20 protein-coding genes, 1 pseudogene and 1 riboswitch are annotated in these 24004 nt (G+C 70.8%); of the genes and pseudogenes, 19 read left to right on the top strand and 2 right to left on the bottom strand.

What is annotated here, in order from left to right:
* Nucleotides 1-176: 176 nt before the first annotated feature.
* A complete protein-coding gene (gene galE, locus P8A20_RS03450; protein WP_306102823.1) occupies nt 177-1163 on the bottom strand; it encodes a UDP-glucose 4-epimerase GalE in 987 nt (328 codons plus the stop codon).
* Nucleotides 1164-1468: 305 nt separating this feature from the next.
* On the opposite strand from galE, the pseudogene P8A20_RS03445 reads away from it, so the two are divergent.
* The 18 genes and pseudogenes from P8A20_RS03445 to P8A20_RS03360 all read left to right on the top strand — a co-directional run bounded on the left by P8A20_RS03445 (nt 1469) and on the right by P8A20_RS03360 (nt 21564).
* Nucleotides 1469-3230 (top strand): annotated as a pseudogene (locus P8A20_RS03445) (DUF5941 domain-containing protein).
* On the top strand, nt 3227-3964 hold the full coding sequence (locus P8A20_RS03440) for a phosphocholine cytidylyltransferase family protein (protein ID WP_147961167.1): 738 nt from the start codon (nt 3227-3229) through the stop codon (nt 3962-3964). Before P8A20_RS03445 ends, P8A20_RS03440 begins: the two are co-directional and overlap by 4 nt.
* Nucleotides 3952-5013, top strand: a complete 1062-nt coding sequence (locus tag P8A20_RS03435) for an iron-containing alcohol dehydrogenase family protein (protein ID WP_147961168.1) — start codon at nt 3952-3954, stop codon at nt 5011-5013. Before P8A20_RS03440 ends, P8A20_RS03435 begins: the two co-directional genes overlap by 13 nt.
* Nucleotides 4991-5770, top strand: a complete 780-nt coding sequence (locus tag P8A20_RS03430; protein ID WP_306102822.1) for a CDP-alcohol phosphatidyltransferase family protein — start codon at nt 4991-4993, stop codon at nt 5768-5770. Before P8A20_RS03435 ends, P8A20_RS03430 begins: the two co-directional genes overlap by 23 nt.
* 8 nt (nt 5771-5778) lie before the next feature.
* A complete protein-coding gene (locus P8A20_RS03425; RefSeq protein WP_306102821.1) occupies nt 5779-6651 on the top strand; it encodes a glycosyltransferase family 2 protein in 873 nt (290 codons plus the stop codon).
* A gap of 107 nt (nt 6652-6758) precedes the next feature.
* The gene (locus P8A20_RS03420) at nt 6759-7688 is read left to right on the top strand and encodes an ABC transporter permease (protein ID WP_147961170.1); all 930 of its coding nucleotides are present in this window, start codon (nt 6759-6761) and stop codon (nt 7686-7688) included.
* Nucleotides 7681-8466, top strand: a complete 786-nt coding sequence (locus tag P8A20_RS03415; protein ID WP_147961171.1) for an ABC transporter ATP-binding protein — start codon at nt 7681-7683, stop codon at nt 8464-8466. Before P8A20_RS03420 ends, P8A20_RS03415 begins: the two co-directional genes overlap by 8 nt.
* Before the next feature lie 416 nt (nt 8467-8882).
* The gene (gene hpnC, locus P8A20_RS03410) at nt 8883-9800 is read left to right on the top strand and encodes a squalene synthase HpnC (RefSeq protein ID WP_147961172.1); all 918 of its coding nucleotides are present in this window, start codon (nt 8883-8885) and stop codon (nt 9798-9800) included.
* 29 nt (nt 9801-9829) lie between these two features.
* Nucleotides 9830-10753: a presqualene diphosphate synthase HpnD gene (gene hpnD, locus P8A20_RS03405; protein WP_187282243.1), complete on the top strand. Its 924-nt coding sequence runs from the start codon at nt 9830-9832 to the stop codon at nt 10751-10753.
* A 112-nt stretch (nt 10754-10865) separates the two neighbouring features.
* Nucleotides 10866-12254, top strand: coding sequence for a hydroxysqualene dehydroxylase HpnE (hpnE, locus tag P8A20_RS03400; protein WP_147961174.1), 1389 nt, complete (start codon nt 10866-10868; stop codon nt 12252-12254).
* Nucleotides 12251-13351, top strand: coding sequence for a polyprenyl synthetase family protein (locus tag P8A20_RS03395; protein ID WP_306102820.1), 1101 nt, complete (start codon nt 12251-12253; stop codon nt 13349-13351). The genes hpnE and P8A20_RS03395 overlap by 4 nt, the downstream gene beginning before the upstream one ends.
* 104 nt (nt 13352-13455) lie before the next feature.
* Nucleotides 13456-15468: a squalene--hopene cyclase gene (gene shc / locus P8A20_RS03390; protein ID WP_306102819.1), complete on the top strand. Its 2013-nt coding sequence runs from the start codon at nt 13456-13458 to the stop codon at nt 15466-15468.
* A 4-nt stretch (nt 15469-15472) separates the two neighbouring features.
* The gene (locus P8A20_RS03385) at nt 15473-16132 is read left to right on the top strand and encodes a phosphorylase family protein (RefSeq protein ID WP_306102818.1); all 660 of its coding nucleotides are present in this window, start codon (nt 15473-15475) and stop codon (nt 16130-16132) included.
* 6 nt (nt 16133-16138) lie between these two features.
* Complete coding sequence (gene hpnH / locus P8A20_RS03380; RefSeq protein ID WP_147961178.1) at nt 16139-17158, top strand: adenosyl-hopene transferase HpnH; 1020 nt, start codon at nt 16139-16141, stop codon at nt 17156-17158.
* 160 nt (nt 17159-17318) lie between these two features.
* Entirely contained in the window at nt 17319-19229 is a 1911-nt protein-coding gene (gene dxs / locus P8A20_RS03375; RefSeq protein WP_306102817.1) for a 1-deoxy-D-xylulose-5-phosphate synthase, read from the top strand.
* Nucleotides 19226-20620: an aspartate aminotransferase family protein gene (locus tag P8A20_RS03370; protein WP_306102816.1), complete on the top strand. Its 1395-nt coding sequence runs from the start codon at nt 19226-19228 to the stop codon at nt 20618-20620. Before dxs ends, P8A20_RS03370 begins: the two co-directional genes overlap by 4 nt.
* A gap of 60 nt (nt 20621-20680) precedes the next feature.
* Nucleotides 20681-21298 (top strand): helix-turn-helix domain-containing protein, encoded by a 618-nt coding sequence (locus P8A20_RS03365; protein ID WP_306102815.1) that lies wholly within the window; start codon nt 20681-20683, stop codon nt 21296-21298.
* Nucleotides 21299-21390: 92 nt separating this feature from the next.
* Nucleotides 21391-21564, top strand: a complete 174-nt coding sequence (locus P8A20_RS03360) for a DUF6126 family protein (protein WP_187282245.1) — start codon at nt 21391-21393, stop codon at nt 21562-21564.
* A 9-nt stretch (nt 21565-21573) separates the two neighbouring features.
* Here the strand turns inward: P8A20_RS03360 and P8A20_RS03355 are convergent, their stop codons facing one another.
* A complete protein-coding gene (locus P8A20_RS03355) occupies nt 21574-22398 on the bottom strand; it encodes a tyrosine-protein phosphatase (protein ID WP_306102814.1) in 825 nt (274 codons plus the stop codon).
* 413 nt (nt 22399-22811) lie between these two features.
* A riboswitch (cyclic di-AMP (ydaO/yuaA leader) is annotated at nt 22812-22972 on the top strand.
* Nucleotides 22973-22975: 3 nt separating this feature from the next.
* Here P8A20_RS03355 and P8A20_RS03350 point away from each other — a divergent pair.
* Nucleotides 22976-23878: a M23 family metallopeptidase gene (locus tag P8A20_RS03350; protein ID WP_147961183.1), complete on the top strand. Its 903-nt coding sequence runs from the start codon at nt 22976-22978 to the stop codon at nt 23876-23878.
* Nucleotides 23879-24004: the final 126 nt, after the last annotated feature.

Raw genomic sequence — 24004 nt, 5'->3', positions numbered from 1 at the left:
CCTCCGTATACCCGTCATGCCCGTCGTGTCTCTCGGACAGCGCGGACGTGCCTCGCCCGATGCGGCCAGTGAACTACGGGGGAGGGGTAGCGGGCAACACGGCACTGAACACCGTTGTCATGTGCTCTGACCTGCGGAAACGGCCGCAGGTCAGAGCCTCGTCGAGGTGCCGGTCCTCACCGGGCGGCGCGGGCCTCGGGGTGGTGCAGGCACCAGCCCTCCCAGGCCGATTCCACCATCTCGCGCATGCCGCGGCGCGCCGTCCAGCCCAGCTGCCCGGTCATCCGGCCGGCCGACGCCACGGCCCTGGCCGCGTCCCCGGGCCTCGGCGCTTCGACCACGGGTTCCGTGCGCAGACCGGTGACCTCGCCCACCAGCTCGGCGAGACGGCGCACGGACACGCCCTCTCCCCGGCCGATGTTCACCGTGAGGTCGCCGCCGCCCGGGGTCCCGTCCAGATGCCGGGCGACGGCGAGGTGCGCGTCCGCGATGTCGGCGACATGGATGTAGTCGCGCACACAGGTGCCGTCCGGTGTCGGATAGCCGTCACCGAAGATCCGCGGCGCCTCGCCGCGTGTGAGCCGGTCGAAGAACATCGGGACGACATTGGAGACGCCCGTGTCGGCCAGCTCCGGCTCGGCGGCCCCGGCCACGTTGAAGTACCGCAGACAGGCCGTGGAGATTCCGTGCGCCCGCCCCGTGGCGCGGACCAGCCACTCCCCGGCGAGCTTCGTCTCGCCGTACGGGTTGATCGGCGCGCACGGCGTCTCCTCGGTGATGAGATCCACGTCCGGGACCCCGTACACCGCCGCCGACGAGGAGAGGAGGAACCGCTCCACGCCGGCCGCGACCACGGCCTCCAGCAGCACGGCGAGGCCGGCCACGTTCTCCCGGTAGTACAGCAGCGGCTTCTCGACGGACTCACCGACCTGCTTCTTCGCCGCCAGGTGCACCACACCCGTGACGGCGTGCTCCGCCAGGACCCGGTCGAGCACCGCGCGGTCGGAGGCAGACCCCCGCACCAGGGTGACGTCCGCGGGCAGCCGCTCCGCGATGCCCGTCGACAGGTCGTCGAGGACGACGACCTGTTCCCCGGCACCCGTCATGGCCTTCGCCACATGTGCCCCGATGTAACCGGCCCCGCCTGTGATCAACCACGTCATACCCGCCAGCTTATGCGCTGACCGGACGCGGTTTGTGGGGCGAGGTGTTGATCGACCATGATGATCGCGAACGGCGCCGCATGATGGCCGATTCGCCCGAACGGAGCACAAACGGGTGGTGAACTCGGTCTTCCGTTCATCCGATAGCCTCAGCCGACGTGCCGCCGGCCCACCCCCGGGCCGCTGTGCCGCGCGCCGTTCCCGTCAGCACCAAGGAGTGAGTTCGTCTGTCGACCGCCATCCTCACCGGTGCACCGGTACCCGGGTCGTCGCTCGAGGACGATCTGAGGTCACTCGGTTTTGACGTGACTGCCGCAGCCGACGCCGACGAGGCAGCCGAGCTGCTCGCCGCAGTCCCCGCGAGCAGGCGCGTCGCGCTCGTGGACCCACGCTTCGTCGGGCACGTCCACGCCCTCAGGCTCGGACTCACCGATCCCCGTTTCGCCGCCGCGTCGATCCCCGGGGCGCTCACCGCGCAGCCCGAGGCCCGGCCGGCCCTGCTCCGTGCCCTGCGCCGTGCCGTGGCCGCCGTCGGCGCGGGAGCCCCCGTCGCGTCGCCCGGCGCCGAAGCCGTCGCCGTCACCGAGGACCGCACGGTCCCCGGCCGGGCTGGCCGTGGCACTGGACGCGGAGGGCACCGCCGTGCAGCGCCCCGAACTCGGTTCGCTCACCGCCTCGGTACCGACAGCACCGGAGGAGCGGAACACCGCCCGGGCCGCCGTGGCCGCCGTGGACGACGAGGCCGTACGGCTGCGCAGCGCGGTGAAGGCCCACGACGGCTTCTTCACCACGTACTTCATCAGCCCGTACTCCCGCTACATCGCCCGCTGGTGCGCACGCCGGGGCCTCACCCCGAACCAGGTCACGACGGCCTCGCTCGTCACGGCGCTGATCGCGGCGGGCAGCGCGGCGACCGGCACCCGTGGCGGATACGTCGCGGCCGGGGTGCTCCTGCTCCTCTCCTTCGTCCTGGACTGCACCGACGGGCAGCTCGCCCGGTACTCCCTGCAGTACTCGACGATGGGCGCCTGGCTGGACGCCACCTTCGACCGGGCCAAGGAGTACGCCTACTACGCCGGCCTGGCACTCGGCGCCGCCCGCACAGGCGACGACGTATGGGTCCTGGCGCTCGGCGCGATGGTGCTCCAGGCCTGCCGCCATGTCGTCGACTTCTCGTTCAACGAGGCCAACCACGACGCGGTGTCCAACACGAGTCCCACCGCCGCCCTCTCCGACAAGCTCGACAGCGTCGGCTGGACGGTCTGGCTGCGCCGGATGATAGTCCTGCCCATCGGTGAACGCTGGGCCATGATCGCGGTGCTCACCGCCGTGACCACCCCCCGCATCGTCTTCTACGCCCTGCTCGTCGGCTGCGCCCTGGCGGCCTGCTACACCACGGCGGGCCGGCTGCTGCGCTCGCTGACCCGCAAGGCGCAGCGCACCGACCGCGCCGCCGGGGCACTGGCCGACCTCGCCGACTCGGGGCCGCTCGCCCAGGCCGTCGCCGCGGTGGTCCGGCGTCCCGGCGGCGGCTTCACGGCACCGCTCCTGGCGTTCCTCGGCGCCCTGGTGATGGTGGGCGCGGCGGTCTTCACGCCCTACGGCGGCTGGCCGGCCGTCGGCGCCGCAGCGGTGTACGCGGTCTTCTCCGGACTGGCCGTCTCGCGGCCGCTCAAGGGCGCCCTGGACTGGCTGGTCCCGCCGGTCTTCCGGGCCGCCGAGTACTGCACGATCCTGGTGCTGGCCGCCCGCAGTGACGTGCCGCACGCCGTTCCCGCGGCCTTCGGCCTCGTTTCGGCCGTCGCCTACCATCACTACGACACGGTGTACCGCATCAGGGGCGGCACCGGAGCGCCGCCCAGGTGGCTGGTGCGTGTCATCGGCGGACACGAGGGCCGGACCCTGGTCGTGGCCGTACTCGCCGCCCTGCTGACCCACGGTTCAGGTTTCACCACGGCCCTCACCGCGCTCGCGGCCGCCGTGGCCCTGGTGGTGCTCGTGGAGTCCATCCGCTTCTGGGTGTCCTCCTCGGCCCCCGCCGTACACGACGAAGGAGAACTCGCATGATCGGCCTCGTACTGGCTGCCGGTGCCGGACGCCGTCTGCGTCCCTACACGGACACGCTGCCCAAGGCCCTGGTGCCGGTGGACGGCGAGAAGACGGTCCTCGACCTGACGCTGGCCAACTTCGCGGAGGTCGGACTCACCGAGGTCGCGGTCGTCGTCGGCTACCGCAAGGAGGCGGTCTACGCCCGCAAGGCCGAGTTCGAGGCGAAGTACGGCGTGACGCTGACGCTGATCGACAACGACAAGGCCGAGGAGTGGAACAACGCCTACTCCCTCTGGTGCGCGCGTGAGGTCCTCAAGAAGGGCGTCATCCTCGCCAACGGCGACACCGTCCACCCGGTCTCCGTCGAGAAGACCCTCCTGGACGCCCGCGGCAAGGGCCAGAAGATCATCCTCGCCCTCGACGCGGTGAAGACCCTCGCCGACGAGGAGATGAAGGTCATCACCGAGGACGGCAAGGGCGTCCGGCGGATCACCAAGCTGATGGACCCGGCCACCGCGACCGGCGAGTACATCGGCGTCACGCTGATCGAGGCCGAGGCCGCCGAGGAGCTCGCCGACGCCCTGAGGACCACCTTCGAGCGCGACCCGGACCTCTACTACGAGGACGGCTACCAGGAGCTCGTGAACCGTGGCTTCACCGTCGACGTGGCGCCCATCGGCGAGGTGACGTGGGTGGAGATCGACAACCACGACGACCTCGCCAGGGGCAGGGAGATCGCGTGCCTGTACTGACCCGCCTCATCCCGTCCCCGGTCGTCGTCGACATCCGGCGCGGCGCGATGGACGACCTGGCCGGTCTCCTCGCCGACCAGCGGATCTCCGCCTCGGGGAAGCTCGCCATCGCGATCAGCGGTGGTTCCGGGCGCGCCCTGCGCGAGAGGCTCGCTCCGGTGCTGCCGGGGGCCGACTGGTACCCGGTCGCCGACGGCACGATCGACTCCGCGGTGCGGCTCGCGGACGACATCAAGGGCAACCGCTACGACGCCGTGGTCGGCCTCGGCGGCGGCAAGATCATCGACGTGGCGAAGTACGCCGCGGCGCGCGTGGGCATGCCCATGGTGGCCGTGGCGACGAACCTGTCGCACGACGGCCTCTGCTCCCCGGTCGCGACCCTGGACAACGACAACGGGCGGGGCTCCTACGGGGTCCCCACACCGATCGCCGTGGTCATCGACCTCGACGTGATCCGCGAGGCGCCCGCGCGCTACGTGCGCTCCGGTGTCGGCGACGCGGTCTCCAACATCTCCTGCGTCGCCGACTGGGAGCTCGCCCACGAGGTCCGCCGCGAGGACATCGACGGGCTCGCGGCGGCCATGGCCCGGCAGGCCGGCGAAGCGGTGCTGCGCCACCCCGGAGGGGTCGGCGACGACGCCTTCCTCAAGGTGCTCGCCGAGGGACTGGTCCTCACCGGCATCTCGATGTCGATCGCCGGGGACTCCCGGCCCGCCTCGGGTGCCTGCCACGAGATCAACCACGCCTTCGACCTGCTGTACCCGAAGCGCGCGGCCAGCCACGGGGAGCAGGTCGGCCTCGGCGCCTGTTTCGCCATGCACCTGCGGGGCGCCCACGAGGAGGCCGTCCAGATGGCTTCCGTGCTGCGGCGCCACGCGCTGCCGGTGCTGCCCGACGAGATCGGCTTCACCGTCGAAGAGTTCGTGCGGGCGGTCGACTACGCCCCGCAGACGCGCCCGGGACGCTTCACGATCCTGGAACACCTCAACCTGTCCACCGACCAGATCAGGGACGCGTACGCCGACTATGCAAAAGCCATCCATAGCTGAACTCCGCCCGGTCGTGCACCCTCCGGGTGTGAAGGACCGGCGCAGCGGCGAGCACTGGGCGGGTCGGCTCTACATGCGCGAGATCTCGCTGCGCATCACCCGGCGCCTGGTGACCACCAAGGTCACGCCCAACCAGCTGACCTACGTGATGACCGTCGCCGGTGTGCTCGCGGCTCCGGCTCTGCTGGTCCCGGGCATCCCGGGCGCGCTCCTCGGCGTGGTCGCGGTCCAGCTCTACCTGCTGTTCGACTGCGTCGACGGCGAGGTGGCCCGGTGGAAGAAGCAGTACTCCCTGGGCGGGGTCTACCTGGACCGGGTGGCCGCCTACCTCTGTGACGCGGCGGTGCTGGTCGGCTTCGGCCTGCGTGCCGCCGACCTGTGGGGCCCGGGGCGCATCGACTGGCTGTGGGCCTTCCTGGGCACACTCGCCGCGCTGGGCGCCATCCTGATCAAGGCCGAGACCGACCTCGTCGGCGTCGCGCGCCACCAGGGCGGGCTTCCGCCCGTCAAGGAGGCCGCGTCCGAGCCGCGCTCCTCCGGCATGGCGCTGGCCCGCCGGGCGGCCGGCGCGCTCAAGTTCCACCGGCTGATCCTCGGCATCGAGGCGTCCTTCGTGATCCTCGTGGTGGCCGTGCTCGACACCGTCAGGGACGACTTCTTCTTCAGCCGTCTCGCGGTCGCGGTCATGGCCGGCATCGCCCTTCTCCAGACCGTCCTGCACCTGGTGTCGATCCTGGCGTCCAGCAGGCTGAAGTGAGCTCTCCCATGAAACTCGGCGCGGTCATCATCACCATGGGCAACCGCCCCGACGAACTGCGCGCCCTTCTCGATTCGGTCGCCGGGCAGGACGGCGACCGGATCGAGGTGGTCGTCGTCGGCAACGGCGCCCCGGTCCCTGACGTCCCCCCGGGCGTCCGGACCGTCGAGCTGCCCGAGAATCTGGGTATCCCGGGCGGCCGCAACGTCGGCATCGAAGCCTTCGGCCCGTCCGGGGCCGACGTGGACGCACTGCTCTTCCTCGACGACGACGGGCACCTGCCGAACACCGACACCGCCGAACTCTGCCGGCAGGCGTTCGAGGCGGATCCCAAGCTCGGTATCGTCACCTTCCGCATCGCGGACCCGGACACCGGTGTCACCCAGCGGCGGCACGTGCCGCGGCTGCGTGCCGCCGACCCGATGCGCTCGTCGCGCGTCACGACGTTCCTCGGCGGCGCGAACGCCGTGCGCAGCCAGGTGATCGCCGAGGCCGGCCCGCTCCCCGGCGAGTTCTTCTACGCGCACGAGGAGACCGACCTCGCCTGGCGGGCCCTGGACGCCGGCTGGATGATCGAGTACCGGGCGGACATGGTGCTCAACCACCCCACCACCGCCCCCTCGCGGCACGCGGTCTACCACCGCATGGTGGCCCGCAACCGCGTCTGGCTCGCCCGCCGGAACCTGCCCGCTCCGCTGGTCCCCGTGTACGTCGGGGTCTGGCTGCTCCTCACCCTGGTGCGACGTCCCTCCCTGCCCGCCCTCAAGGCATGGTTCGGGGGTTTCCGGGAAGGCTGGACGACGCCCTGCGGACCCCGGCGCCCCATGCGGTGGCGTACGGTATGGCGGCTGACCAGGCTGGGCCGGCCGCCGGTGATCTGAGAGGCTCTCCTCTGAGACCATGAGCCGTATTCATTCGTACGGGGACCCTGTCCGCCTCGGCCGCTCCCGCGACCGGCTGCGCATTGTGAAGACGAGAGTTCTTAACTGTGAGTGACACGACCCACGACGGCGGGATTGCCCTGAGCAGCCCGCCGTCCGCCGACGAGGGCCTGAGCGCGAGCCGGCTGGCCGACAAGTACGGCCTGACGGTGAGCGGCGCCCGGCCCGGGCTGTTCGCGTACATCCGGCAGCTCTGGGGCCGCCGGCACTTCATCCTGGCGTTCTCGAGGGCCAAGCTGACCGCGCAGTACAGCCAGGCCAAGCTCGGCCAGCTGTGGCAGGTGGCCACGCCGCTGCTCAACGCCATGGTCTACTTCTTGATCTTCGGGCTGATCCTCGGCACCAACAGGGGGATGAGCCAGGAGGTCTTCATCCCGTTCCTGGTGACCGGGGTCTTCGTCTTCACCTTCACCCAGAGTTCGGTCATGGCGGGGGTCCGCTCCATCGCGGGCAACCTCGGCCTGGTCCGGGCGCTGCACTTCCCCCGCGCGTCGCTGCCGGTCTCGTTCTCGCTGCAGCAGCTCCAACAGCTGATGTACTCGATGATCGTGCTGGTGGCCGTGGCGGTGGGCTTCGGCAGCTACCCGGCCCTCTCCTGGCTGCTCGTGATCCCGGCGCTGGCCATGCAGTTCGTCTTCAACACCGGCCTCGCGCTCGTCATGGCCCGGCTGGGCAGCAAGACCCCCGACCTCGCCCAGTTGATGCCCTTCGTCATGCGTACGTGGATGTACGGCTCGGGCGTCATGTTCTCCATCCCCGTGATGCTGGAGGACAAGCCGCAGTGGATCGCCGACGTGCTGCAGTACAACCCGGCGGCCATCTACATGGACCTGGTCCGCTTCGCCCTGATCGACGGCTACGGTTCCGAGAACCTGCCGCAGCACGTCTGGGCCGTCGGGCTCGCCTGGGCGCTCGTGGTGGGCGTCGTGGGCTTCGTGTACTTCTGGAAGGCAGAGGAACGGTACGGCCGTGGCTGAGGAAAAGTCCCAGGGACACATTCCCACCGTGATCGCGGACGACGTGCACATCGTGTACCGAGTCAACGGCACGGGCGGGGGCAAGGGCAGCGCCACTGCGGCACTGAGCCGGATCATGCGCCGCGGCAAGGGCGAACCGCGCGGTGTGCGCAAGGTGCACGCGGTGCGGGGTGTCTCCTTCACCGCCTACCGCGGCCAGGCCATCGGCCTCATCGGCACCAACGGATCGGGCAAGTCCACCCTGCTGCGGGCCATCGCCGGCCTGCTGCCGACCGAGCAGGGCAAGGTGTACACGGACGGCCAGCCCTCGCTGCTCGGCGTGAACGCGGCCCTGATGAGCGATCTGACCGGTGAGCGCAACGTCGTGCTCGGCGGTCTCGCAATGGGAATGAGCCGCGAGGAGATCCGCGCGCGCTACCAGGACATCGTGGACTTCTCGGGGATCAACGAGAAGGGCGACTTCATCACGCTGCCGATGCGGACGTACTCGTCCGGCATGGCGGCCAGGCTGCGCTTCTCGATCGCCGCCGCCAAGAACCACGACGTCCTCATGATCGACGAGGCGCTGGCCACCGGTGACCGCAAGTTCCGGGTCCGGTCCGAGGAACGGATCCGCGAGCTGCGCAAGGAGGCGGGCACCGTCTTCCTGGTCAGCCACAACAACAAGACCATCAGGGACACCTGTGACCGGGTCCTGTGGCTGGAAAAGGGCGAGCTCCTGATGGACGGCCCCACCGAAGAGGTGCTGAAGGCCTACGAACGGGAGACGGGCAAGTAGCCGTCGACGCGTGTGGCCCCCGCCGGAGCAAGGCGGGGGCCCTCGTGGGCCGACGGCCGAGGAGGCCTGCACGGCCGCAGCCGCTCCGGGAAGGATCTCCTCCCGGCGGATGACGTCAACTGCCTCGTGTCCGGTAAAGGTTGAGGGCGGCAGAGGCGCGGCGCGAGGATGCACGACACCCCGGCGCGGCTCTGTGAGCTGTACAACGTAAGCTGTAACGGTGCTGATTCGCGGCAATGTGGGGCGTATGCCCCCGGCGCATCGCCCGTTGTGAGCATGTCGCACTCGGCCGGACGAGCGGCGTGTCCGAAAAGGGATGTTTTGGGTCAGCAGTGTAGAACGGGAGATATGACGGCAATGATGGAAAATCTCCAGCTCCGACGTGGTTTCGCCGTCCCCGCGTCGGGTGGTACGCAGTGACCCGTCCCCAGCAGGCGCGCGCCGACGCCGCCACCGCCACGCTCGACAAGGCCGCGGACGAGAACTTCCCCGTGGCTCCCTTCTTCCTGCCCCGCGCCTGGCGCGACGACCTGATGGCCGTCTACGGATTCGCCCGCCTCGTCGACGACATCGGTGACGGCGACCTCGCCCCCGGCGGCGCCGACGCCCGCCACCTCGGCCTCGAACCCGGGCAGAGCGAGGACCGTCTCGCCGCGCTGGACGCCCTCGAAGCCGATCTGCACCGCGTCTTCTCGCCCACCGGCGACGGTCCGCGCCACCCCCTGATGCGCGCCCTGCGCCCCACCGTGCGGCGCTGCGCGCTCACCCCCGAACCCTTCCTCGGGCTCCTCGAGGCGAACCGGCAGGACCAGAAGGTCCGCCGCTACGAGACCTACGGCGACCTGCTGGCCTACTGCGAGCTCTCCGCCAACCCGGTCGGCCGTCTCGTCCTGCAGATCACCGGCACCGCGAGCCCCGAACGGATCCGCCGCTCCGACGCCGTCTGCACCGCCCTGCAGATCGCCGAGCACCTCCAGGACGTCGCCGAGGACCTCGGCCGCGACCGGATCTACCTGCCCGCCGAGGACATGGCCCGTTTCCGTGTCGGCGAGGCCGAGCTGGCCGTACCGTCGGCCGGCTCGGCCGTACGCTCCCTGGTCGCCTTCGAGGCGGAGCGCGCCCGCGCGCTGCTCGACGAGGGCGTCCCCCTGGTGGGCAGCGTCCACGGCCGGCTCAGACTGCTGCTCGCCGGATTCGTCGGCGGAGGGCGCGCAGCCCTCGGCGCGATCTCCGCAGCGGGCTTCGACGTACTGCCCGGACCGCCCAAGCCCACCGCGCCGAGACTGCTGCGCGAGGTGGGAGACGTCCTGCGAAGAGCGCACAGAGAGGGGTGAGCCGGACCGTGGAGGGACAGACGACGTACATGTCGGCACCGGTACAGGCCGCATACAGCTACTGCGAGGCCGTCACCGGACAGCAGGCCCGTAACTTCGCGTACGGCATCAGGCTGCTGCCGTACGAGAAGCGGCAGGCCATGTCGGCGCTGTACGCCTTCTCCCGTCGGGTCGACGACATCGGCGACGGCGAACTGGACCCGGAGACCAAGCGCGTCCGGCTGGAGGAGACCCGGGGACTGCTCGGCCGAGTCCGGGACGACGCCGTCGACGAGGACGACACCGACCCGGTCGCGGTCGCGCTCGCCGACGCCACGCGCCGGTTCCCGCTGCCGCTCGGCGGCCTCGACGAGCTCATCGACGGCGTGCTGATGGACGTGCGCGGCGCGACGTACGAGACCTGGGACGACCTGAAGACGTACTGCCGCTGTGTCGCGGGTGCCATCGGGCGCCTCAGCCTGGGCGTCTTCGGGACGCAGGAGGGCGCACCCGGTGCCGAACGGGCCGCGGAGTACGCCGACACCCTCGGCCTCGCGCTCCAGCTGACCAACATCCTGCGCGACGTGCGTGAGGACGCGGGCAACGGGCGCACGTACCTGCCCGCCGACGACCTCGCCAAGTTCGGCTGCTCCGCCGGATTCCACCGGGCGACCCCGCCGCCGGGATCCGACTTCGCCGGCCTGGTGCACTTCGAGGTGCGCCGCGCCCGGGCCCTCTTCGCCGAGGGCTACCGGCTGCTGCCCATGCTGGACCGGCGAAGCGGCGCCTGCGTGGCCGCCATGGCCGGCATCTACCGCAGGCTCCTCGACCGGATCGAACGCGATCCCGAGGCGGTCCTGCGGGGCCGGGTCTCGCTGCCCGGCCACGAGAAGGCGTACGTTGCGGTGCGCGGCCTGTCGGGCCTCGACGCGCGGTACATCTCACGCCGGACGGCCAGGGGGAGGGTCTCATGACTGCCTCGGACCGACGCGCGCGACGGGCAACCCCCGGGCGCCCCGCTGCGTCCCTGTCTGCGACGACGCGGCGCGTGCCGCCGACCGACGTGGCACGGCGAAGGGAGCGGGCATGAGCGGCCGGAGCTCCGCCACCTCCCGTGCGGTGGTCGTCGGCGGCGGGCTCGCGGGCGTCACCGCGGCGCTGCGTCTTGCCGACGCGGGGCTCGACGTGAAGCTGCTCGAAGGCCGCCCCAGGCTCGGCGGGCTCGCCTTCTCCTTCCGGCGAGGTGACCTGTCGGTCGACAACGGCCAGCACGTCTACCTGCGCTGCTGCACCGCGTACCGCTGGTTCCTCGACCGTATCGAGGGCACCCACCTCGCCCCGCTGCAGGACCGGCTCGACGTGCCCGTGCTCGACGTCGGCAGGGCCGCGGGGCCCCGGCTCGGACGGCTGCGCCGCACCGGGCTGCCCGTACCGCTGCACCTGGCCGGCGGACTCGCCGCCTACCCGCACCTCTCACTCGCGGAGAAGGCCGGGGTCGCCCGTGCCGCGCTGGCGCTGGGCCGTCTCGACCCGGCCGACCCCGCGCTCGACGGCGTCGACTTCGCGACCTGGCTGCGCCGCCAGGGGCAGTCGCAGCGCACCATCGAGGCCCTCTGGGACCTCGTCGGCGTCGCCACGCTCAACGCCACCGCGCCGAACGCCTCGATGGCGCTCGCCGCGAAGGTCTTCAAGACGGGGCTCCTCTCGGAGCCGGGAGCCGCGGACATCGGCTGGGCGGCCGTGCCGCTCGGGGACCTCCACGACACCCTCGCCCGCAAGGCACTCGAATCGGCGGGGGTGGAGATCCACCTGCGCACCCGCGTCGCCTCCCTCACGCGGGACGAGGACGGCCACTGGGCGGTCGGGACCGACGGCGAACGCTTCGACGCGGACACCGTCGTCCTCGCGGTCCCGCAGGGGGACACCCACCGGCTGCTGCCCGACGGGGCGCTGGACGACCCGGGCAGGCTGCTCGACCTCACCGACGCACCGATCCTGAACGTGCACGTGGTCTACGACCGCAAGGTGCTGCGCAAACCGTTCTTCGCCGCGCTCGGATCCCCCGTGCAATGGGTCTTCGACCGCACCGCGTCCTCCGGCCTCCAGGGCGCCGGCCAGTACCTCGCGGTGTCCCAGTCCGCGGCGCAGGACGAGATCGACCTGCCCGTCGCCGAACTGCGCAGCCGCTACGTGCCCGAGCTGGAGCGGCTCCTGCCGGCGGCACGCGGGGCCGGGATCCGCGACTTCTTCGTCACCCGGGAACGCACCGCGACCTTCGCGCCCACGCCGGGCGTGGGGCGCCTGAGACCGGGCACCCACACCCGCGCCCCCGGGCTGCACCTGGCGGGAGCGTGGACCGCCACCGGCTGGCCCGCGACGATGGAAGGCGCCGTCCGCAGTGGCTTCACCGCTACGGACGCCGCGCTCCAGGCCCTCGGCAGGCCACACGAACATCCGCTGCAGGAGGCGGCATGAGCAGTACCACCGGAACAAGAGGAGAGTCTGTGACCCCGGCGAATCCGGCTTACGACACCGTGGCGGACCCCACGGACGTCACCGCGCTTCTGGAGCGTGGAAGGGCCCTGTCAGCGCCGGTGCTGCGAGCTGCCGTGGACCGGCTGGCGCCGCCCATGGACACCGTCGCGGCCTACCACTTCGGCTGGATCGACGCCCAGGGCCTGGCCGAGGGCGACGGCGGCAAGGCCGTGCGTCCCGCGCTGGCCCTGCTGTCCGCGGAAGCGGCCGGCGCACCGGCGGAGGCCGGGATCCCCGGAGCCGTGGCCGTCGAACTCGTGCACAACTTCTCGCTGCTGCACGACGACCTGATGGACGGCGACGAGCAGCGCCGTCACCGCGACACCGTGTGGAAGGTGCACGGCCCCGCCCAGGCGATCCTCGTCGGCGACGCGCTCTTCGCGCTGGCGAACGAGATCCTGCTGGAGCTCGGCACCGTCGAGGCCGGCCGCGCGGCCCGCCGCCTGACCACGGCCAGCCGCAAGCTGATCGACGGCCAGGCCCAGGACATCTCGTACGAACACCGCGAGCGGGTCACCGTCGAGGAGTGCCTGGAGATGGAGGGCAACAAGACGGGCGCCCTGCTCGCCTGTGCCGTCTCCATCGGCGCCGTGCTCGGCGGAGCCGACGACCGTACCGCCGACACCCTGGAGGCGTACGGCTACCACCTCGGCCTGGCCTTCCAGGCGGTCGACGACCTGCTCGGCATCTGGGGCGACCCGGAGTCCACGGGCAAGCAGACCTGGAGCGATCTGCGCCAGCGCAAGAAGTCCCTGCCCGTCGTCGCCGCGCTCGCCGCGGGCGGACCTGCCTCGGAGCGGCTCGGCGAGCTGCTCGCCGACGACGCCAAGAGCAGCGACTTCGACAGCTTCTCCGAAGAGGAGTTCGCCGCCCGCGCGGCACTCATCGAGGAGGCGGGCGGCCGCGAGTGGACCGCCCAGGAAGCCCGCCGTCAGCACGCGGTAGCCATCGAGGCGCTGCACGGCGTCGACATGCCGGAACGAGTGCGGGCGCAGCTCACCGAGCTCGCCGACTTCGTGGTCGTACGAAAGAGATGATCACCATCCAGATATGACTCGCAGTCGCCGGCGGGCGCCCCACGGGGCGCCCGCCGACGGAGACCCCAGCACAGCAGAGGACCAAACTGCACGAAGGGGAAGCCATGACAGCGACGACCGACGGAAGCACCGGGGCCGCGAACCTCCGCGCGGCACCGGCGAGCGATCCGACCGAATCGACCAGTGCCGCGCACGACATGATGGCCGTCGCGCGGCACGCCGCGGAGCGCTCGGTGGAGCACCTCCTCGGCAGGCAGGACGAGCAGGGCTGGTGGAAGGGCGACCTCGCCACCAACGTCACCATGGACGCGGAGGACCTGCTGCTCCGTCAGTTCCTGGGCATCCAGGACCCGGAGACCGTCAAGGCCGCGGCCCGCTTCATCCGGGGCGAGCAACTCGGCGACGGTACCTGGAACACCTTCTACGAGGGACCGCCCGACCTCTCCGCCACCGTCGAGGCGTACGTCGCGCTTCGGCTGGCCGGGGACCGGCCCGACGACCCCCACATGATCCGCGCGGCCGGCTGGGTCAGGGAACAGGGCGGCATCGCGGAATCCCGGGTCTTCACCCGGATCTGGCTCGCGCTCTTCGGCTGGTGGAAGTGGGACGACCTGCCCGAGCTCCCGCCCGAGCTGATGTTCTTCCCGAAGTGGGTCCCCCTCAACATCTACGACTTCGGCTGCTGGGCCCGTCAGACCATCGTGCCCCTCACCATCGTGTCCGCGAAGCGGCCGGTACGCCCGGCCCCCTTCGCCCTGGACGAGCTGCACACCGACCCGTCGTGCCCCAATCCGCCCAAGCCGACTGCTCCCGCTGCCAGTTGGGACGGCGTGTTCCAGCGGCTCGACAAGGCGCTGCACCTCTACCACAAGGTCGCCCCGCGCAGGCTGCGGCGCATCGCCATGAACGAGGCCGCACGCTGGATCATCGAACGCCAGGAGAACGACGGCTGCTGGGGCGGCATCCAGCCGCCCGCGGTGTACTCCGTCATCGCCCTGCACCTGCTCGGCTACGACCTCGACCACCCGGTGATGCGGGCCGGGCTGGAGTCGCTGGACCGGTTCGCAGTGTGGCGTGAGGACGGCGCCCGCATGATCGAGGCCTGCCAGTCCCCGGTCTGGGACACCTGCCTCGCCACCATCGCCCTCGCCGACGCGGGGGTCGGCCCGGACCATCCGGCGCTCGTGCGAGCGGCCGACTGGATGCTCGGCGAGGAGATCGTGCGGCCCGGCGACTGGGCGGTACGCAAACCCGAACTGGCCCCGGGAGGCTGGGCGTTCGAGTTCCACAACGTCAACTACCCCGACATCGACGACACCGCCGAGGTCGCTCTGGCGCTCCGCCGTGTCCGCCACCCCGACCCGGCCAGGGTCGACGCCGCCATCGAGCGCGGGGTGCGCTGGAACCTCGGCATGCAGTCGCGCAACGGTGCCTGGGGAGCCTTCGACGCGGACAACACCAGTCCTTTCCCCAACCGGCTGCCGTTCTGCGACTTCGGAGAGGTCATCGACCCGCCGTCGGCCGATGTCACCGGACACGTGGTGGAGATGCTGGCCGTCGAGGGGCGGTCGCACGACCCCCGCACCCGGCGCGGCGTCGAGTGGCTGCTCGCCGAACAGGAGGCGAGCGGCGCGTGGTTCGGCCGGTGGGGCGTCAACTACATCTACGGAACGGGCTCCGTGGTGCCCGCACTGATCGCGGCCGGTCTGCCCGCCGCGCACCCCGCGGTGCGCAGGGCCGTCGACTGGCTGAAGTCCGTGCAGAACGACGACGGCGGATGGGGCGAGGACCTGCGCTCCTACCGTGAGGAGAAGTGGATCGGCCACGGCAGCTCGACCCCCTCCCAGACCGGCTGGGCACTTCTCGCCCTGCTGGCCGCGGGGGAGCGGGAGACCAGGTCCGTGGAGCGGGGAGTCGCCTGGCTGGCGGCGACCCAGCAGGCCGACGGCTCATGGGACGAACCCCATTTCACCGGGACCGGATTCCCCTGGGACTTCTCCATCAACTACCACCTCTACCGTCAGGTGTTCCCCCTGACCGCCCTCGGCCGGTACGTCTACGGCGACCCCTTCGCCACCGCTTCCGCCATCGGCGCCGGCACCGGCAAGGGGGCCTGAACCGATGGGTGGCGCCGAGGTGCCGCCCGGTCCGACCACTCCGCTGCTGATCGCCTGCGCGCTCGGCATCGAGCGCTTCGCCCTGCGTACCGGCAGGAGGGGCGGCGAACCGGGTCCCGGCCCCGTCAGCATCATCAGGTCCGGGATGGGCCCCCGGGCCGCGGAGAGCGCCGTCCGCGAGGCGCTGGGGCGGCCCGGCGCAGGCGGCACCGCCGTCATCGCCTCGGGCTTCTGCGCCGGGCTGGAACCCGGCATGCACCCGGGGGACCTCGTGGTGGCCGAGGAGACAAGGGACGCCGGTGGCACCACGGCCTGCACCGGAACCGGTCTGCTGGTCGACGCACTGGTCAGAGCGGTGCCCGGACGTACGGTCCACACCGGCCCGCTGACCGGCTCCGGACACGTCGTCCGGGGCCCGGAGCGGGCCGGTCTCAGGGCCGCCGGTGCCATCGCGGTGGACATGGAGTCCGCGGCCACGCTGCGCACCGCCGTCCGGACGGGGCCACGCCCTGTTGCGGCCGTACGGGTGGTAGTGGACGCTCCAGAGCATGAGCTCGTCCGTATCGGCACGGTCCGCGGTGGAATATCGGCATTCCGCGTTCTTCGTGCCGTCCTTCCGGCTTTCCATGAATGGCACCGATCTTTGCTGCTCCCCAGGAGGTGAGCCCAGATGGCCATGCCGCTTCGCCAGTCCATCAAGGTTGCGACGTATCTCTTCGAACAGAAACTCCGCAGGCGCGAGAAGTTCCCGCTGATCGTCGAGCTGGAACCCTTGTTCGCCTGCAATCTTGCGTGCGAGGGCTGCGGGAAGATCCAGCACCCGGCCGGAGTGCTCAAGCAGCGCATGCCGGTCGCGCAGGCCGTCGGGGCGGTGCTGGAGTCAGGTGCCCCGATGGTCTCCATCGCCGGTGGCGAGCCACTGATGCACCCGCAGATCGACGAGATCGTGCGTCAGCTGGTGGCAAGGAAGAAGTACGTCTTCCTCTGCACCAACGCCATGCTGATGCGCAAGAAGCTGGAGAAGTTCACCCCGTCGCCCTACTTCGCCTTCGCCGTGCACATCGACGGACTGCGCGAGCGGCACGACGAGTCGGTGGCCAAGGAAGGGGTCTTCGACGAGGCGGTGGAGGCCATGAAGGAGGCCAAGCGGCGCGGCTTCCGGGTCACCACCAACTCCACCTTCTTCAACACGGACACCCCGCAGACCGTCATCGAGGTCCTCAACTACCTCAACGACGAACTGAAGGTCGACGAGATGATGATCTCGCCCGCCTACGCCTACGAGAAGGCGCCTGACCAGGAGCACTTCCTGGGGGTCGAGCAGACCCGCGAGCTCTTCAAGAAGTCCTTCGCCGGCGGCAACCGGGGCCGGTGGAGGCTCAACCACTCACCGCTCTTCCTCGACTTCCTTGAGGGCAAGGCCGACTTCCCGTGCACGGCCTGGGCGATCCCCAACTACTCGCTCTTCGGATGGCAGCGGCCCTGCTACCTGATGAGCGACGGCTACGTCCCCACCTACCGGGAGCTCATCGAGGACACCGACTGGGACAAGTACGGCCGGGGCAAGGACCCGCGCTGCGCCAACTGCATGGCGCACTGCGGCTACGAACCCACTGCGGTGCTCGCCACCATGGGATCGCTGAAGGAGTCGCTGCGGGCGGCGCGGGAGACCGTCGGCGGGGGCAGCTGACGAAACGAGGGAGCCGGAGCCGGCCGCACCGGGCCTCCCCGGGCCGCCGGTCCGGCCCCTCGCGCCGTCCCCCCCGGCGGTTCACCGAGGCCGGGCCGGAGGCGGGGCTGCGGACGGCGGCCGTGGGCCGACGACAGGACCAGAGAGAGGGGGACCGGACGTGACGCTGCTCGAGTCGATCAAGGGGCCGCAGGAGCTCAAGGCGCTCGGCCGACCGCAGCTCGGTGAACTCGCCCAGGAGATCAGGGCGTTCCTCGTCCACGCGGTGACGAGGACGGGCGGCCATCTCGGCCCCAACCTAGGCGTGGTCGAACTCACGATCGCGCTCCACCGGGTCTTCGACTCGCCCGTGGACCGGATCCTGTGGGACACCGGACACCAGAGCTACGTCCACAAGCTGCTGACCGGGCGTCAGGACTTCTCCGGGCTGCGGGGCAGGGGCGGTCTCTCCGGCTACCCGTCCCGCGAGGAGTCCGAGCACGACGTCATCGAGAACTCCCACGCCTCCACCGTGCTCGGCTGGGCCGACGGCCTGGCCAAGGCCGACGAGGTGCTCGGGCGGCGGCGTCACGTGGTGGCGGTCATCGGCGACGGGGCTCTGACCGGCGGCATGGCCTGGGAAGCGCTCAACAACATCGCCGCGGCCCCGGACCGCCCCCTGATCATCGTGGTGAACGACAACGAGCGCTCGTACGCCCCCACCATCGGCGGGCTCGCCGACCACCTCGCGATCCTGCGTACCACCGACGGCTACGAACGCTTCCTGTCCTGGGGCAAGGGCGTGCTCCAGCAGACCCCGGTCATCGGGCCGCCGCTGTACGGGTCGCTGCACGGCGCGAAGAAGGGCTTCAAGGACACCTTCGCCCCGCAGGGCATGTTCGAGGACCTGGGCCTGAAGTACGTCGGCCCCGTCGACGGGCACGACACCGCGGCGGTCGAGTCGGCGCTGCGGCGCGCCAAGCGGTTCCGCGGCCCGGTACTGGTGCACTGCATCACGGAGAAGGGCCGGGGCTATCCGCCCGCCCTGGCCGACGACGCCGACCGCTTCCACACCGTCGGCATGATCGATCCGCAGACCTGCGAACCACTCGTGGTCCCGGCAGCCCCGTCGTGGACCTCGGTGTTCGGTGACGAGATCGCGGAGATCGGCGCCGAGCGCCCCGATGTCGTCGCGATCACGGCCGCGATGACGCACCCGGTCGGGCTGACCCGGTTCGCGAAGGAGTTCCCCGGCCGCATCTGGGACGTCGGGATCGCCGAGCAGCATGCGGCGGTCTCCGCCGCGGGGCTGGCCACCGGAGGTCTGCATCCGGTCGTCGCCGTCTACTCGACCTTCCTCAACCGGGCTTTCGACCAGGTCCTGATGGACGTCGCCCTGCACCGGTGCGGGGTGACCTTCGTCCTGGACCGTGCCGGAGTGACCGGGGCGGACGGCCCCTCGCACAACGGAGTGTGGGACATGTCCGTGCTCCAGGTCGTCCCCGGGCTCCGGATCGCCGCCCCGCGTGACGCCGACCGGCTGCGCGAGGAGCTGCGAGAGGCCGTGGACGTGGACGACGCACCGACGGTGATCCGGTTCCCCAAGGAGACGGTGGGCGAGCCGGTCGCGTCCGTGGGGAGGATCGGCGGGATGGACGTCCTGCACCGCGCCCCGGACCCCGACGTCCTGCTGGTGGCCGTCGGTGCGCTCGCCCCGGTCTGTCTGCGGACCGCCGACCTGCTCGCCGGTTCGGGCATCGGCTGCACGGTGGTCGACCCCCGCTGGGTCAAGCCGGTCGACGACCGGCTGCCGGCCCTCGCCGGGCAGCACGAGCTGGTGGCGGTCGTCGAGGACAACAGCAGGGCCGGTGGAGTCGGCTGGGCCGTGGGACAGGCGCTGCGGGACGCAGGCGTCGACGTACCGCTGCGGACGTTCGGGATCCCCGAGCGGTTCCTCGCCCATGGGGGCCGCGGTGAGGTGCTCGCCGAGACCGGACTCACGCCGGTGGAGATCGCAGGCCGCATCAGCACGGTGCTGGAGCGCCGCACGGGGACGGGAGGGCGCCGCATGCCGAAGGAGAGCGGGACGTGAAGGACCGATCGCAGGGCTTCGACCTGGCACGGCTCCTCGAGGAACGGGGCGCCGAACGCTACGAACTGCACACCCGGCACCTGAACCACCAGCTGCCACGGATGCTCCACACCCTCGGATTCGACAAGGTCTACGAGCGTGCGGAGGGCGCGTACTTCTGGGACGCGGACGGCAACGAGTACCTCGACATGCTCGCCGGCTTCGGCGTGATGGGTCTCGGCAGGCACCACCCCGTCGTACGCCGGGCGCTCCATGACGTCCTGGACGCCTCGACGGCCGACCTCACCCGGTTCGACTGCCAGCCGCTGCCCGGACTGCTGGCGGAGAAGCTGCTCGCCCACAGCCCGCACATGGACCGGGTGTTCTTCGGGAACAGTGGCACCGAGGCGGTCGAGACCGCCCTGAAGTTCGCCCGGTACGCCACGGGCAAGCCGCGGATCCTCTACTGCGACCACGCCTTCCACGGGCTGACGACCGGCTCGCTCTCCGTCAACGGCGAGAAGGGCTTCCGGGACGGATTCGCGCCTCTGCTGCCCGACACGGCCATCGCGCTCGGCGACCTGGACGCGCTGCGACGCGAGCTGAAGCGTGGCGACGTCGCCGGGCTCGTCGTCGAGCCGATCCAGGGCAAGGGCGTCCACACCTCACCCCCCGGTTTCCTGCGGGAGGCACAGGAGCTGCTGCACCGGCACAAGGCCGTACTCATCGTGGACGAGGTGCAGACCGGGCTGGGCAGGACCGGAGACTTCTACGCCTACCAGCACGAGGAGGGGGTCGAGCCCGATCTGCTCTGCGTCGCCAAGGCCCTGTCCGGCGGCTACGTGCCGGTCGGCGCGACTCTCGGGAAGGACTGGATCTTCAAGCGCGTCTACTCGTCCATGGACCGAGTCCTGGTCCACTCGGCGAGCTTCGGATCCAACGCGCAGGCCATGGCCGCCGGGCTGGCCGTCCTCGCGGTGATGGAGGAGGAGGAGACCGTCGCGAACGCCCGTCGCACCGGTGACCTGCTGCGCGAACGCCTCGCCGCGCTCGTCGGACGCTACGAACTGCTGCACGAGGTCCGCGGACGAGGGCTGATGATCGGCATCGAGTTCGGCCGGCCCTCCTCTCTCAGGCTCCGAAGCCGGTGGGCGATGCTGCAGGCCGCCCGCAAGGGCCTCTTCGCGCAGATGGTCGTGGTGCCGCTGCTGCAGAAGCACCGGATCCTCACCCAGGTCTCCGGTGATCACCTGGAGGTGATCAAGCTGATCCCGCCGCTGGTCATCGGGGAGCCGGAGGTCGATCGTTTCGTGACCGCCTTCACCGCAGTCATGGACGACGCGCACAGTGGGGGTGGGCTGATGTGGGACTTCGGCAGGACCCTGGTGAAGCAGGCGGTCGCCAACCGCTGAGGATTTTGCCTCGGAGGCAACTTATTTGCCTCCGAGGAAAGATGCTGGCTCAATGGAGGCATGAATCCTCCTGACGGTGGGAGTGCCGACGAGCTTCCCGGGATCGCGCCACGCCTGCGCGACCTGCGCCGCAACCGTGGCCTCACCCTGGAGGCCGCGGCCGGGCGGGCGGGACTCTCCCCGGCCCACCTCTCCCGGCTCGAAACGGGCCGGAGGCAGCCCTCGCTGCCGATGCTGCTGGGCCTCGCCCGCGTCTACGGTACGACCGTCTCCGAGCTCCTGGGCGAGATCCCGCCCGAACGTGACGCGATCGTCCGCGGCGGCCCGCTCGAGGGTGTGGGCGGCACCGAAGGCGGCGGCTGGCTCTACCGCCAGGCCGGCGGCTCGGGCCGTGCCATGCAGGCACTGCGGGTGCGGGTCCCCTACGGCACCGAGGGAGACCTCGTCCGCGTCCATCCCGGAGAGGAGTGGCTGTACGTCCTCGACGGCCGGCTGCGTGTCGTGCTCGGGGACACCGTGCACGACCTCGACCCGGGTGACAGCGCGCACTTCGACTCACTCACCCCGCACCGGATCGCGGCGCTCGACATCGGTGGGGCGCGCCTGCTGTTCGTCCACACGCTGCTGCAGAGCCCGACCACCGACCTCTGCCTCGGCGGCGGGGCCCACCGGCTCTGATCCGGCGAGCCCCACGCCGTGCGACACCTTCGTCACGCGGACCGCAACCCCGACCGACACCCCGGCCCGGCAGGCCGGGAGAGAGGACTGACATGTCCGATTCGGAGCACTACGACCCCCTCACCCCGCGCCGGCCGAAGAGCGCGGACACCCAGGAGCGGCGGATGCCCCGTGGTGTCGTGATCCGGCTCTTCGCCTATCTGGTGGCCGGACACGTCGTCGCGGCCTTCCTCTTCCTCCTCTTCACGGTCGCCGGAAAGGGCTGAGCCTCGGGCTCACGCGTCCTCGACGAGCCGCTCGCGCAGCTTCGCGCGGGTCTCCGGGCTGATCTTCAGCCCATCGAGGAGGTAGCGGTCGGTGCTGCCCCAGACCTCCTCGATGGTCGAGAACGCCGCGGCCAGGTATTCGGCCTCTGCTCCGAAGAGCGGGTCGAGCAGTTCCATCACCTCGTCGGACATCCCCACCGGCGAGGTGTCGCTGCGCCGGACCTTGTAGCGGCGGTGCGCGTCGTTCGACTTGAGGTAGTCGGCCTCGATCGCCTCCTTCTCGACACCGACCGCCAGCAGCGCGACCGCGATCGAGAGGCCCGCGCGGTCCTTGCCCGCCGCGCAGTGCATCAGTGCCGGCACGCTGTCCTCCGCCAGCGCGTGGAGCACGCGGCTGTGTTCGGCGGTGCGGTCCTTGATGATCGAGCGGTACGAGGCGACCATCCGCTCCGTGCCCTTGCCGTCCGCCAGGATCGAGCGCAACTGCTGGATGTTCCCGTCGCGCACCAGCCGCCAGAACTCGGCGCCGTCGGCCGGGTCCGAAAGAGGAATGCTGACATTCCGGACGCCCGGCAGCTCCACGTCGAGGCCGTCCAGCTTGTGGTCGGCGGCATTGCGGAAATCGAAGATGGTGTGCAGGCCGAGCCCGGCGAGGAACGAGGCGTCGGCCTCGGTGGCGTTCGCGAGGTGACCGCTGCGGTAGAGCCGCCCGTGGCGCACGGTGCGGCCGTCCACGGTCGGAAGCCCGCCGACATCGCGGAAGTTGCGGACGCCGGTCAGGGCGACGTCCTTGGGTCCGTGGCCGGCCGGCGGGACCTCTGGCAGCTGCGTCACAAGGGCTCCTGGAGTGTCGGGCGTCGGCGCCGCTCGCCGACGGGGGCACGCTCGCGACGATACGACATGGCTGCATCAGGCAACCGTCTCGGTCATGGAGGCGGCGGGTCATCGGGCGGGAGGAGCGGCGACATGTCCGTATTGCTGCATTTAATAGAACATGCCCTGCTTGTAAGGGAGATGAGGTGAGGCGGGTGAGCGGGATCATATCCGTGACGGTGTGTGGTGAACGTGCCGATGGGTATTCCGGACCCCGCGCGGAAAGCCAAGATCCGTAATCCACGGAGTGTGACGGGAATTCCGCGACGGAAATGAAGCGTGGATTCCGGTTCGCAATCGGCGGCTTGTTCGCAGCATCCCGGCTCGCTTACGGTCACCATCAATCCGGACGGAACGCCTAATCCTGCCGCCGCCCGGAATCCGCACCGACTCACGTGTGGCAGGAGCGGGGGAACCAGGTAGGCCGCCGTCCGGAGCGATCCGGCACGGCTTGGGGTCAAGTCGCACTTAGTGCGGCCGGGCATCTCCAGTCCGAACCCGACAGCTCACCTCGCAGGCGCCGGAGAGGAAATCCCCCATGCCCGCAAAAGGCAAGCACCGTCGTACGAAGACCGGCCCGATCTCCCGAGGCGTCCTTGCCGCGGGGACCGGTGGCGCCGTTCTCGCCCTCCCGCTGATCGGCGCCACCGGCGCCCACGCCGCCGAGCAGGCGGCTCCGGCCAAGTCCGTCGCGGCCCAGAGCGCTCCCGCCTCGGCGGCGAAGAGCTCCCCGAAGACCTACTCCGTGGTCTCCGGTGACTACCTGGCCAAGATCGCTGCCGACCACGAGGTCAAGGGCGGCTGGCAGAAGCTGTACAAGGACAACCGTGACGTCGTCGGCGAGAACCCGAGCCTGATCCTCCCGGGCATGAAGCTGACGCTCGGCGCCAAGGCGTCCGGCTCCTCGGAGGCCGCACCCTCCAAGGCAGCCCCGTCGACGGCGAAGAAGTCCGCCCCGGCCGAGAAGGCTCCGGCCCCGGCCCAGGAGGCCGCCGCGAAGACCGCCGACTCCAGCGCGTCGGAGAGCACCGCCTCCGGCTGGACCACTCCGGTCGAGAACCCCAACGTCACCACCCAGTACCGCGCCTCCGGCGCCAGCTGGTCCAGCGGCTACCACACCGGCTCCGACTTCCAGGCGGCCTCCGGCACCAGCGTCCGGTCCATCGGCGATGGCACCGTGGTGTCCGCCGGCTGGAGCGGCTCGTACGGCAACGAGGTCGTCATCCAGCACAGCGACGGGATGTACTCGCAGTACGCCCACCTGTCCTCGCTCGAGGTCTCGACCGGCCAGACCGTCACCGGCGGCCAGCAGATCGGCCTCTCCGGCTCCACCGGCAACTCCACCGGCCCGCACCTCCACTTCGAGGTCCGGACCGGTCCGAGCTACGGCTCGGACGTCGACCCGATCGCCTACCTGCGCTCGCACGGCGTGTCCGTCTGAGGCACACCACCTGAGGGTCGAGGAGAGGGGCGGTGCGCCGGGGCGCACCGCCCCTCTCCTTATTCCTGCTTTACCAAAAACTGACCGGGTGGTCTTTCTCACCAACCGTCAACCCCTTATTACGGT

Origin of the sequence: Streptomyces sp. Alt3 (genome assembly GCF_030719215.1) — a bacterium.
In the GTDB taxonomy this organism is placed as follows: domain Bacteria; phylum Actinomycetota; class Actinomycetes; order Streptomycetales; family Streptomycetaceae; genus Streptomyces; species Streptomyces glycanivorans.
This window is presented reverse-complemented; position numbering and strand designations above follow the sequence as displayed.

Bases quoted from the DNA above. Each gene is read 5' to 3' on its own strand.
- galE (WP_306102823.1), bottom strand. From the start codon at position 1,163: ATGACGTGGTTGATCACAGGCGGGGCCGGTTACATCGGGGCACATGTG.
- P8A20_RS03440 (WP_147961167.1), top strand. From the start codon at position 3,227: ATGATCGGCCTCGTACTGGCTGCCGGTGCCGGACGCCGTCTGCGTCCC.
- P8A20_RS03430 (WP_306102822.1), top strand. From the start codon at position 4,991: ATGCAAAAGCCATCCATAGCTGAACTCCGCCCGGTCGTGCACCCTCCG.
- P8A20_RS03425 (WP_306102821.1), top strand. From the start codon at position 5,779: ATGAAACTCGGCGCGGTCATCATCACCATGGGCAACCGCCCCGACGAA.
- hpnD (WP_187282243.1), top strand. From the start codon at position 9,830: ATGTCGGCACCGGTACAGGCCGCATACAGCTACTGCGAGGCCGTCACC.
- hpnE (WP_147961174.1), top strand. From the start codon at position 10,866: ATGAGCGGCCGGAGCTCCGCCACCTCCCGTGCGGTGGTCGTCGGCGGC.
- P8A20_RS03395 (WP_306102820.1), top strand. From the start codon at position 12,251: ATGAGCAGTACCACCGGAACAAGAGGAGAGTCTGTGACCCCGGCGAAT.
- shc (WP_306102819.1), top strand. From the start codon at position 13,456: ATGACAGCGACGACCGACGGAAGCACCGGGGCCGCGAACCTCCGCGCG.
- P8A20_RS03385 (WP_306102818.1), top strand. From the start codon at position 15,473: ATGGGTGGCGCCGAGGTGCCGCCCGGTCCGACCACTCCGCTGCTGATC.
- hpnH (WP_147961178.1), top strand. From the start codon at position 16,139: ATGGCCATGCCGCTTCGCCAGTCCATCAAGGTTGCGACGTATCTCTTC.
- P8A20_RS03365 (WP_306102815.1), top strand. From the start codon at position 20,681: ATGAATCCTCCTGACGGTGGGAGTGCCGACGAGCTTCCCGGGATCGCG.
- P8A20_RS03360 (WP_187282245.1), top strand. From the start codon at position 21,391: ATGTCCGATTCGGAGCACTACGACCCCCTCACCCCGCGCCGGCCGAAG.
- P8A20_RS03350 (WP_147961183.1), top strand. From the start codon at position 22,976: ATGCCCGCAAAAGGCAAGCACCGTCGTACGAAGACCGGCCCGATCTCC.